This window comes from Paenibacillus agaridevorans (assembly GCF_003112455.1).
In the GTDB taxonomy this organism is placed as follows: Bacteria; Bacillota; Bacilli; order Paenibacillales; family Paenibacillaceae; genus Pristimantibacillus; species Pristimantibacillus agaridevorans.
This window is the reverse complement of the sequence record NZ_BDQX01000073.1, coordinates 20,187-30,010: the sequence shown is the minus strand read 5'-3', so window position 1 is coordinate 30,010 and position 9,824 is coordinate 20,187. Positions and strand designations below refer to the sequence as shown.

The 9,824-nt window shown below is 51.8% G+C and carries 10 protein-coding genes; 3 read left to right on the top strand and 7 right to left on the bottom strand.

Annotated elements, in window-relative coordinates:
* Together PAT3040_RS07900 and PAT3040_RS07895 are read left to right on the top strand one after the other, a co-directional pair.
* A partial coding sequence (locus tag PAT3040_RS07900; RefSeq protein ID WP_108992176.1) for a DEAD/DEAH box helicase occupies window positions 1-1,984 on the top strand: 1,984 nt, incomplete at its 5' end.
* A 119-nt stretch (window positions 1,985-2,103) separates the two neighbouring features.
* The gene (locus tag PAT3040_RS07895; RefSeq protein ID WP_258234894.1) at window positions 2,104-4,290 is read left to right on the top strand and encodes a YhgE/Pip domain-containing protein; all 2,187 of its coding nucleotides are present in this window, start codon (window positions 2,104-2,106) and stop codon (window positions 4,288-4,290) included.
* Here the strand turns inward: PAT3040_RS07895 and PAT3040_RS07890 are convergent.
* Together PAT3040_RS07890 and PAT3040_RS07885 are read right to left on the bottom strand one after the other, a co-directional pair.
* Complete coding sequence (locus PAT3040_RS07890) at window positions 4,287-5,060, bottom strand: formylglycine-generating enzyme family protein (RefSeq protein ID WP_108992175.1); 774 nt, start codon at window positions 5,058-5,060, stop codon at window positions 4,287-4,289. The genes PAT3040_RS07895 and PAT3040_RS07890 overlap by 4 nt on opposite strands.
* Window positions 5,061-5,200: 140 nt before the next feature.
* Window positions 5,201-6,007, bottom strand: coding sequence for a helix-turn-helix transcriptional regulator (locus PAT3040_RS07885; RefSeq protein ID WP_108992174.1), 807 nt, complete (start codon window positions 6,005-6,007; stop codon window positions 5,201-5,203).
* A gap of 150 nt (window positions 6,008-6,157) precedes the next feature.
* Between PAT3040_RS07885 and PAT3040_RS07880 the strand changes: the two genes are divergently transcribed.
* Window positions 6,158-6,793 (top strand): FMN-dependent NADH-azoreductase, encoded by a 636-nt coding sequence (locus PAT3040_RS07880; RefSeq protein WP_108992173.1) that lies wholly within the window; start codon window positions 6,158-6,160, stop codon window positions 6,791-6,793.
* A 211-nt stretch (window positions 6,794-7,004) separates the two neighbouring features.
* On the opposite strand, the gene PAT3040_RS07870 is transcribed toward PAT3040_RS07880, so the two are convergent.
* The 5 genes from PAT3040_RS07870 to PAT3040_RS07850 form a co-directional block, all read right to left on the bottom strand.
* On the bottom strand, window positions 7,005-7,274 hold the full coding sequence (locus PAT3040_RS07870) for a type II toxin-antitoxin system Phd/YefM family antitoxin (protein ID WP_108992172.1): 270 nt from the start codon (window positions 7,272-7,274) through the stop codon (window positions 7,005-7,007).
* A gap of 115 nt (window positions 7,275-7,389) precedes the next feature.
* Window positions 7,390-7,776: a hypothetical protein gene (locus PAT3040_RS07865; protein WP_108992171.1), complete on the bottom strand. Its 387-nt coding sequence runs from the start codon at window positions 7,774-7,776 to the stop codon at window positions 7,390-7,392.
* A gap of 17 nt (window positions 7,777-7,793) precedes the next feature.
* Window positions 7,794-9,002, bottom strand: a complete 1,209-nt coding sequence (locus PAT3040_RS07860) for a hypothetical protein (protein WP_108992170.1) — start codon at window positions 9,000-9,002, stop codon at window positions 7,794-7,796.
* 42 nt (window positions 9,003-9,044) lie between these two features.
* The gene (locus PAT3040_RS07855) at window positions 9,045-9,503 is read right to left on the bottom strand and encodes an SMI1/KNR4 family protein (protein WP_108992169.1); all 459 of its coding nucleotides are present in this window, start codon (window positions 9,501-9,503) and stop codon (window positions 9,045-9,047) included.
* 43 nt (window positions 9,504-9,546) lie between these two features.
* Window positions 9,547-9,822: a hypothetical protein gene (locus PAT3040_RS07850; RefSeq protein WP_108992168.1), complete on the bottom strand. Its 276-nt coding sequence runs from the start codon at window positions 9,820-9,822 to the stop codon at window positions 9,547-9,549.
* Window positions 9,823-9,824: the final 2 nt, after the last annotated feature.

The window sequence follows — 9,824 nt, the reverse complement described above, 5'->3', positions numbered from 1 at the left end:
GGCCAGCCGCAAGAAGCCGCGGCTGCGCGCGGCGGTGCAGTCGGAGGACGAATCCAAGAAGCGCGGCCGCGGCAAGTCGCTATTCGGACTGGAAGCGATTCTGAACTTCGACTGGCGCATCTCCATCGGCGACGCCGACCTGAACGAGCAGGAGTTCGACGAGCTGCTCGCGCGAGGGGAGCGTCTCGTGAAGTTCCGGGACCGCTGGATCGTGCTCGACCCGGCGTTGATCGCCCAAATCCGCCGCATGATGGAAGGCATGGACAAGAGCCAGGGGCTGAGCTTCCAGGATGTGCTGCAATTGCATCTGCTCTCGCAGGGCGAGGCAGACGGCGACGCGGATGGCGGGGCGTCGGACGCTGACGCGGAGACATTCGCGGCCGATTCGTCCCGCGTTCAGCTCGAGGTTGAGCTCAACGCACATTTGACCGGGCTGATGGCCAAGATCAACCAGCAGAGCGAATGGCCTCGACTCGATCCGCCGGCCGGTCTTCGTGCCGAGCTTCGCAGCTACCAGCAGGATGGGTTCGCCTGGCTGGCTTTTCTCCGCCGCTTCGGGCTCGGGGCCTGTCTCGCGGACGACATGGGCCTCGGCAAGACGGTTCAGTTGATCACCTATCTGCTCCACGCCAAGGAGCAGGCGGACGAGGAAATGCGGCTCCCCTCGCTGATCGTCTGTCCCACGTCGGTGCTCGGCAACTGGCAGAAGGAAATTTCCCGCTTCGCCCCGTCCCTGCGGGTAGCGATGCATTACGGCTCCGGGCGAAAGAGCGGCGACGAGTTTCGGCAAGAGGCCCGCAGCGTTGACGTCGTGCTGACCTCCTTTGCTACCGCCTCGCTCGACCAGGAGACGCTGTCCGGGTTCCAATGGGGCGCCGTCTGTTTGGATGAGGCCCAGAATATCAAAAACGCTGGGACCAGGCAAGCCATGGCGGTCAAGAGCTTTCCCGCGCTCCATCGCATTGCGCTCACCGGGACGCCGATCGAGAACCGGCTGGCGGAGCTATGGTCGATCTACGATTTTATCGTGCCCACCTACCTCGGGACCGCCAAGGCGTTCCAGGACCGGTTCGCGGGCCCGATCGAGCGCGAACAGGACGGGCGTCGCACGGCGGAGCTGAAGAAGCTCGTAAAACCTTTTATGCTGCGACGCAAGAAAAAGGATCCCTCCATCCAGCTCGACCTGCCGGACAAAAACGAGATGAAGACGTATGTTCCGCTGACGTCCGAGCAAGCTGCCCTGTACGACAATTGCGTCAAGGAGCTGCTCGATAAGCTGAAAAAGCTCGACGGCATTCAGCGCAAAGGCGCGATTCTCGGAGCGCTGACGCGGCTTAAGCAGGCATGCGACCATCCGGCTCTGCTGGATGAGGATACGGGAGCGGAGCCGGAGGACGGCCCTCTACAGACGGAGGCGATCGTCGCCCGCTCCTCCAAGCTCGAGAGGCTGCTGGCGATGGTCAAGGAGCTGCGCGAGTCGGACGAGCGCTGTCTTATCTTTACGCAGTACATCGGCATGGGCAAGATGATCCAGGATGTCCTGCAGCGCGAGCTGGGCGAGCCCGTGCTGTACCTGAACGGCAGTACGCCGAAGGTGCAGCGCGACCGGATGGTCGAAAGCTTCCAGTCCCGCGACCTTCCGCCGTCCGAGCAGCCGAACGTATTCATCCTGTCCCTCAAGGCGGGCGGCGTCGGGCTTAACTTGACCGCGGCGAACCACGTCTTCCACTTCGACCGCTGGTGGAACCCGGCCGTGGAGAACCAAGCGACCGACCGCGCCTACCGGATGGGCCAGACTCGCGACGTGCAGGTGCATAAATTCATCTCGCTCGGCACCCTCGAGGAGCGCATCGACGAGATGCTGGAGAACAAGCAGCAGCTAAGCGACAACGTCATCTCCAGCTCGGAGGGCTGGATTACCGAGCTTTCGACGGATGCGCTTCGGGAGCTGTTCTCGCTGCGGCGGGACTGGTCGCGCGATTGAGCGGGATTCGCCCAATCTTCGGTCGCCTTCACCTTCAAGCGGATAGATATTGATAAATTGGGTGCCATTGGGCATGCTACTTTATTGGAATCATGATCTGGAAGCTTGGAGGGATACGTATGGCGCGGATTCATACAGCTTTGAGGAATATGGGATTGAACAAGATCGGTTTCATATATGTCAACGATATTCGCGGCATTGTCCGGAATTGGGCCGCTCTTGTCATCGTCTTGGGACTTGCCGTCCTGCCTTCTCTTTATGCCTGGTTTAACATTGAGGCATCATGGGATCCATACGGACGCACGGGTGAACTTAAAGTAGCCGTCGTCAACAAGGACAAGAGCGCGACGCTGCGCGGAACGCCGATTAACATCGGGGAAGAAATCATCGCTTCGCTGCAAAGAAACCACGCAATCGGCTGGGTATTCACGGACGAGAGGCAAGCCCTTCAAGGGGTGGAACATGGAAGGTACTACGCCAGCATTACCATACCGGAGAACTTTTCCGCTCGTATTTCCACCGTGCTGTCGGACATCCCTGAGAAAGCCGTACTTGTCTACACCGTCAACGAGAAGATCAACGCGATTGCACCGAAAATAACCGCCCAAGGTGCAAAAGGCGTTATTAATGAAGTCAATCATCAGTTCACCAAGACCGCTTCCGATATCATATTCCGGATATTCAACGAACTCGGGATCGGGCTCGAGAGCAACCTGCCGGACATCGTCAAGATTCGCGATGCCGTCTTTAACCTGGAATCGATCATTCCGGAGCTGAATCAAACCTTAGACATCATCGCGCGGGATGCATCCATTGCCAATGAACGGATACGCAAGCTGCAAAGCAATCTGCCAATTGTGACGGAGCTCGCGAAAGAAGGAACAGACTTTGCCCAACGCTTGGGCGAATTCCTTGACCACAGCTCGGCTGTTATGGATGAAGCGGCGCCCGCTATCAAGCTGCAGCTTGCCTTGCTGCAACAAACGGCGAATGCCGCGGCATCGCTGACGGATATCCTTCGGAACGACCATTCGGACCTGGAGCAGGCGAATCAAACTTTAACCGATCTTTCTCAACGCCTGACCGCCGCTTCCGATAGAGTAGGCAAGCTAATATCCTTGTTCGAACGGCTCACCCCATTCAGTAAAGGAAGCCTGCCCTTGCCGGTAACGGATAAATTGCGGGAGATCGAGGATCGCTTCAATCAGCAACGAAAATTAGTCGATGGGATCGCGAAGGCCATAGACCAAGGCGCGCAGCCTGCCGATAAACTTATCGACGAATTGAACAGGATAGCGGGAGAGTCTTCCGACGCTCTCGGAAACATCCTTGACCGTTATGATGAAGAAACAACGCCGAGAATAAGCCAGGCCATCGATCATGCGAAACAAAACGTTGCCAAGACTCGAACCCTGCTGGCGGATGCGAACGAAGCGCTTCCCGATGTCGAGCGGATGGTTGCCGATGCAGCCAAGCTTCTGGACGTCGGCGAACAGAAGTTTGCCGATCTGAAGCAAGAGCTGCCCGAAGCCGAGAGCAAGGTAGGAAAGCTGGCGGACCGGATCCGGGAGCTTGAAAAGATGGGGAGCTTGGACGAGCTTATTGATCTTCTAAAAAACAACAACTCTCTGTTGAGCGACTTTTTTGCCAACCCTATCGTCTTAGAGGAAAAGACGCTGTTTCCGATTCCTAATTACGGCTCGGCTATGTCGCCCTTCTTCACTACGCTTTCCTTATGGGTTGGAGCGCTATTGCTCGTCTCTCTGCTCACGGTCGAAATCCATCATCCCGATGTACCTTATCGCAGCTATCAGGTTTACTTCGGCCGCTTTCTGAGCTTTCTTACGATAGCTCTATTACAGTCTTTGCTGGTCACGCTTGGGGATATGTGGCTGCTCCGAACATACGTCTTGGATAAGCTATGGTTTATCGTGTTCGGTTTGCTGTTGAGCGCCGTGTTCATGTTGATCGTATATACGCTCGTCTCGGTCTTCGGGAATGTCGGCAAGGCCATGTCGATCGTACTGTTAGTCCTGCAATTGGCCGGTTCCGGCGGGACATTCCCGATCGAGGTGACTCCCGCCTTTTTTCAGGCGATACATCCGTTCCTACCGTTTACCTATGGGATAAGCATGATGAGGGAAGCAGTCGGCGGGATCTTGTGGGACATCGTCCGCCGGGATTTGCTGGCAATGGCCGCTTTTGCCGCAACCGCGCTGTTCGTCGGGCTTGCTTTGAAGGATTCCATCAATCGTATTTCCGCCCGTTTCGTACGAAAGGCACGGGAAAGCAAGCTCATTCATTAACGCGCGTCGTCCAAAAGCGCTATTCGAAAGCCAAGGTCATCTATCTTGAACTCAGGCATGCTTTTCCTTCTAACCGTTGACCCGCAATTGTTCTCAACCTCAGCCCAACTGCCTCCTCGGAAGACCCTATAGTTCCCATATCGATTAGGATCATATAGATCCCAGCACCATTCCCAAACATTCCCGATCATATCGTAAAGGCCCCAGGGGTTGGGAAGCCGCTTTCCGACTTGTTGAGCTGATCCATTGGCGTTTTCTTGATACCATGCGATCTGATCAATTGATGCATACCGATACCCTGTGGTCCCCGCTTTACATGCATATTGCCATTCAGCGTCTGATAGCAGTCGAAAACCGTTCGCCTTGTTGTTATATATTGTGTTCTCGCTTTCTCCGGCGATTGTGTAGCATTCATTCCTGCCAAACCTTCTGGACAATTCGTTGCAAAAAACAAGCGAGTCTATCCACGAAACTTCCGTAACGGGGAGGTTGCGCACGTTCGGTTCTACTTCTACTCCGTGCAATACAAAATGATACATATGTTGTGTTACCGGATACTTCATGACAAAGAAAGGTTCGATCGTTTCCGTCCATGTGACAACCTTTCTTTCCCGTCCGTTTCCAGGGTCTGCTAACGTGTAATCCGAACTAAGCCATTTATTCGTATTTATATGATCGCGTAGTTCAACGAATCCGCCCTCTATTGGCACCATCATATTCATTATGTCTCTTAGAAAACGCTCTTTGTCATTTCCGTACTTTTCGATCATGTTATTCAACCCCTTTGTTTAGCCACTGAGGAGAATTATCTCATAGCGATTGCTCATTTAGAAGGTGGCCGAAGGTTCGTCGCTTTCCGAATGCCGAGGATATGTACAGAATGAAATCATGTTCGCACTCCTAAGTGATTTTACCATCTGTTTTTTTGTGTTGGGATGTAGACGGTTAGAGCCGTCCCCTGATCTTCACAACGGTAGAACTCATGTGCTTCCAATTGCAGTCTTCCCACCTTAGGATGCACGATCTCAATCGATCCTGTAAGCGCGCAACCTACGTCGTGATCGGTCCACCATTCCCGAAATTCCGCACTTTGTTCTGACAGCGCGCCAATAAATTCGCCGTACCACGGGTCTTCCATATTTCGGGCGTAATAGGTGCGGAATTGCGCCAACAGATTTTTAGCCACACGCTCCCAATGGACGAACATAAGACGAATCTCCGTCATTGTAAACATCCGCCAAATCATATTATTGCAGTACTTCTCTCCGCTACTGAAACTACCGATGACGAGGGGGGCCGCCCGGTTCCAGGCGATTATGTTCCACCTTTGATCTGAGAAAAAAGCGGGAAATTCCGTAAATTGATCTACGATAATTTGAAAAGACGGAGGGGCCGCACTACCGGGATTAAGAACTGGGAGAAGAGGGGGGCGCTGATTCGCTAATGTATACAGATAAAGTCGTTCGTCCCTATCGAGTTTGAAAGTTCGTACTAAACTTTCGAGGATCTGTTCGGATACCCGGATATCGCGGCCTTGTTCAAGCGCCGTGTACCACGGCAAGGAAATGCCGGACAGGACGGCAACTTCCTCCCTGCGCAATCCGGACGTCCGACGCTTTGGACCAACGTAGTTCAATCCCACATCTTGCGGAGATATCCGGAGACGGTGGGTTTTGAGAAATTTCGCCAACTCTTTACGGCGTTGTTCGTCGTTCATTCTAACCGCCTCCCATAACTGATAGAAATTATATTAGTTTGCCGACTACTACTTTAGATAATATTACTATAAATGCTCATCTTTTTCATTCCCTCCCCAAGGCATATACTGAGTTCGAAACCGAATCTATTTGGAAGGATTGAGCATAGAATGACAACTGTTCTTTACATTACCGCACATCCGCAAAACGGGTCAGAATCGTACTCCATATCGGCTGGAGAAGCGTTTATCGATGAATATCGCACAGTCAATCCCGGGTGTGAGATCATTCGCTTGGATTTATATAAAGCCGACGTCCCGTCGCTGGATGCGGATATTATAAACGGGAGGAGCAGGTTGAAAGAGGGGGTGGAACTAGAGCAGTTGCCGGAGATCGAACGAAGTAAAATCGTCCGCTTGGACAAGTTGATCAGTCAATTTATTCAAGCGGACAAATACATTTTTGTAAACCCGATATGGAATTTCTCATATCCGCCAGTCATGAAAGCCTATATCGACGCCATAACGGTGGCGGGCAAAACGTTCTCATACACGAAAAACGGTCCAATCGGATTACTTCAAAATAAGAAAGTGCTGCATATCCAAGCGAGCGGTTGGGTCTATTCGGAGGGCCCGGACGTCGAGGAAGAAATGAGCCATCGTCATCTGAAATCAATTTTGCGTTTTATCGGCATAACCGATTTGCATGCATTATTTATTGAGGGGCATGACCAATATCGCGACAGGGCTAAAGCAATAAAAGCGGAAGGTTTAAAGCGTGCACGCGAACTTGCGGCTACATTCTAGAGATCATCATACGCGTAACATTGCTGAGAATTATAGGTCAAGTATGGAGAAAACTTATACTTTCGTATAATTGCATAAAAAAGCAGCTACTCGCAATCGAGCGGCTGCTTAAATCATTATTCAAATGAGCCAAACAGCTCACGCAAGTAATCTCTACGCCCATGCAAAATAAGGTGGATGACTATTGTTTCATCCATAATCCTGTAAAATATCAGATTGCGGCATCGATCTTCCTCCGCATTCTTTCCATTACCTGATCATGATCAAGTAATTCTGAACCTTCGGCAATCTGCTTTTCCGCTACTAAAAGCTTGGACTGCAACTTGATGCGAGCCTCCATTCGCCGATATGCCTCATGACTCATTACAACTAAATCCGCTTCTCCATTACGTGTCAAAATCACTGGCTCATCTATTTCATGGCAATATTTCGAAAATCCGTTGTAATCATGTCGAATTGTTGTTGAGGGCTTGATATTCATTATTAACAACCCCTTCCCGAATGACATTATTATGACTACATTATATCATTAAAAAGACACTTACTGCTATCTTTCGCTTTGCCACTATTTGCGATACGGTTTAGCTTAACGTGCCTTACTTATTTATAATTTCCCAGTTTTGTTCGGCAGTCTTTTCCCCAAATAAGTGAAGGAGCGCAGACTCGATAAACGCAAAGCTAACCATGTATTTCTGCGGAAATTCGCAGGCTTGGCCGCCTACCGTAATTTCAACAAACTCGTCTTCATCCTCCAACGGACCGAGAAGGTTATGAATCGCAGATTCAGTCTCCACAGTAACGATAAACTCGTCACTTCCGCCGCCGATCATAATCATGTTCTCCTCGTACCTAATCGTGACCAAACTTCGTGTAAAGCCATCCATCCGCCGGATGATTTCCAGGCACGTTTCAAGCGATGCATGGGAATGCTCAATCGTATCCGCCACAGCTCCATTCCGCTGTTCCTCATAAACGGTAATCACCGGTCAACACTCCTTAATCAGTAATCGCGAGCCGCATCGAACCAGCGTTGGGCCATCTCCGCTGTTAGAGGCTGCCCAATCTGATGATCGGACTGGCTTAGTTGCCATACGGCTTCGCCAAGGTCCTCTCTCTCGGTGGTTTCGATGCCTTTGAGGGTGTTAAAGCGAACGGTGAAGGCGGTAATGGCCGCCTCGGCCTCGGCAAAGCTGCGGGCTTGTGCCAAAGCTGCCTTTGCATCGTCATAAGCTTCGTTAGCCAGCTTGGCCAGACGTTTGGGCCAGGATGAGAACGGGCGGCCATATTCGGTCGTCCACCACTCAGGCTTTCGTAATTTGCTTATTGAAGTATAGCCGGTCCAAGGACGAGTATTGGCGCGTGTTTTCAGTTGCTGTTTTAGGCGCTTGCCCGCGGTCTCTTCCACATTGTAGGCGATAAATCTGTCAAGTAACGGCCACGTATCCAAGGAGGGCAAGTCCTCCAAATCAGGCATAAAGCGCAGCTCCAGATTCGTTAACCCGGCATGTCGGGCCAACAAGTGCATGTCGCAAAAGTTCCCCCATAAACTCAGTGAGTTAAGGTTCGGGAAACGGTCAAGGCATTCCAGCGAGATGGGCTGTCCCAGAGGCGTGTTTTGCAGGGTCAGGCTCTCCACTTGGTGCAATTCACCTAGGTCGGGCAGCATGAAAGGAGGATCATTCCTGCGGCGGCCGGTTTGCGGCGCTAGCGTCAAGGAAAACGGCATATCGCCAGTGGCCAATAAGCGTGACAGATCTCCGGACACGTTCAGGCGGAAGGGATTTTTCGGAAGCTTCAGGCTCAGGCGACCTTCGGACTGCTCCAGCTCGATATGCAAGCTATGCAAAATGGACTGGCTGGCGTCCACCGCCGTATCGGCAGATAGGATCGGAACCCATGTCATCTCCTCAATGGGACGTTTCTGCGCCCAATCAAAAAATCCTGCGTCACTGCCTGCATAGTACAGAAATCGTGGCCAGGGCGAGCCCGCCGGAGTGGCAAAAGCATCGAATACGGTCCAATCGATGCGCGCGCCTTGTTCGACGTGAAGCTCCGCCTTTTTCCCCAATTGCGACGGTCCGATGGATAGACTGCCTACACCGGTCCGCCTAACGAGAGTGTGGCTGCGGGGAGCTGTCAGGTCGATAGAATAACGACCATCTTCCCTAACAGAACCAGCGGAGGGCCGAGCCTGGTTATCATTTCGCATTTCTGTCATCCTCTCTTCTATCTACTCCTCATTCATTCTTATTTATGAGCGTTCGTCAATCAGCCGTTCTAGAAACTCCGCAAACGTTGAAGCATACGTGTCGATCAAATCATTCATGAGATCATAACACATGATCGGAAATTCACCCTGTGCATCTCTAGTCGATGTATCAAAATAATAAAGCTCGTCGCTATCCGGAACGAACACGTCCAATCTGTGGGGAAACCGACTTACCAACCATTCCTCGGCTTTATTCAGTCTGTGTATATATAGAAGGTCGCCGTCGTATTCATCCCGGTATTCCGGAGGAGCGATCGTTAAAATCTCCCCGCCATTCAACCGGGCATTACCGTAATGAGCCAACCACCAGCGATAAGATGGCGGCAGGCGGAATCCTAATTCCTCTTCGACTTCCACTATCCAGCTCTCTTCCGCGCCATGACCGGGAAACCATTTTAACGCGGATGTCGTTTTCAGTTTTTCTGCCAAATTCTCATACATGGGTTCGATCCTCTCCCTCAATACTTGTTTGATATTGGTTCGATCATTTGCCTCTTTTATAGGCATTAGCCAATTGGACGAGATACCAGACAGCCGCACCCACAAGGGCAGTTAAGGCAAGATTTATGCAGCCGAACACGATCAGCGACTTCGCTTTGCCGGGGCCGATACGGAAAGCTGCAGCAAGCTGGAAGACGGCGGGCAAAAGAAATGCCAGCCAAGAGACGGTTATAAGCTTTTCTGTTTTGAAGCTCCACCATACCGCCGAACATGATGCAACGAGTAATACCCAAGTACAGATAAACTTTAATGCAAACATGA

What these genes read in the sequence shown, in the direction of transcription:
- PAT3040_RS07880 (WP_108992173.1), top strand. Translation starts at nt 6,158, where the DNA reads ATGACAACTGTTCTTTACATTACCGCACATCCGCAAAACGGGTCAGAA.
- PAT3040_RS07855 (WP_108992169.1), bottom strand. Translation starts at nt 9,503, where the DNA reads ATGTATGAGAATTTGGCAGAAAAACTGAAAACGACATCCGCGTTAAAA.
- PAT3040_RS07850 (WP_108992168.1), bottom strand. Translation starts at nt 9,822, where the DNA reads ATGTTTGCATTAAAGTTTATCTGTACTTGGGTATTACTCGTTGCATCA.
- PAT3040_RS07895 (WP_258234894.1), top strand. Translation starts at nt 2,104, where the DNA reads ATGGCGCGGATTCATACAGCTTTGAGGAATATGGGATTGAACAAGATC.
- PAT3040_RS07870 (WP_108992172.1), bottom strand. Translation starts at nt 7,274, where the DNA reads ATGAATATCAAGCCCTCAACAACAATTCGACATGATTACAACGGATTT.
- PAT3040_RS07885 (WP_108992174.1), bottom strand. Translation starts at nt 6,007, where the DNA reads ATGAACGACGAACAACGCCGTAAAGAGTTGGCGAAATTTCTCAAAACC.
- PAT3040_RS07860 (WP_108992170.1), bottom strand. Translation starts at nt 9,002, where the DNA reads ATGCGAAATGATAACCAGGCTCGGCCCTCCGCTGGTTCTGTTAGGGAA.
- PAT3040_RS07890 (WP_108992175.1), bottom strand. Translation starts at nt 5,060, where the DNA reads ATGATCGAAAAGTACGGAAATGACAAAGAGCGTTTTCTAAGAGACATA.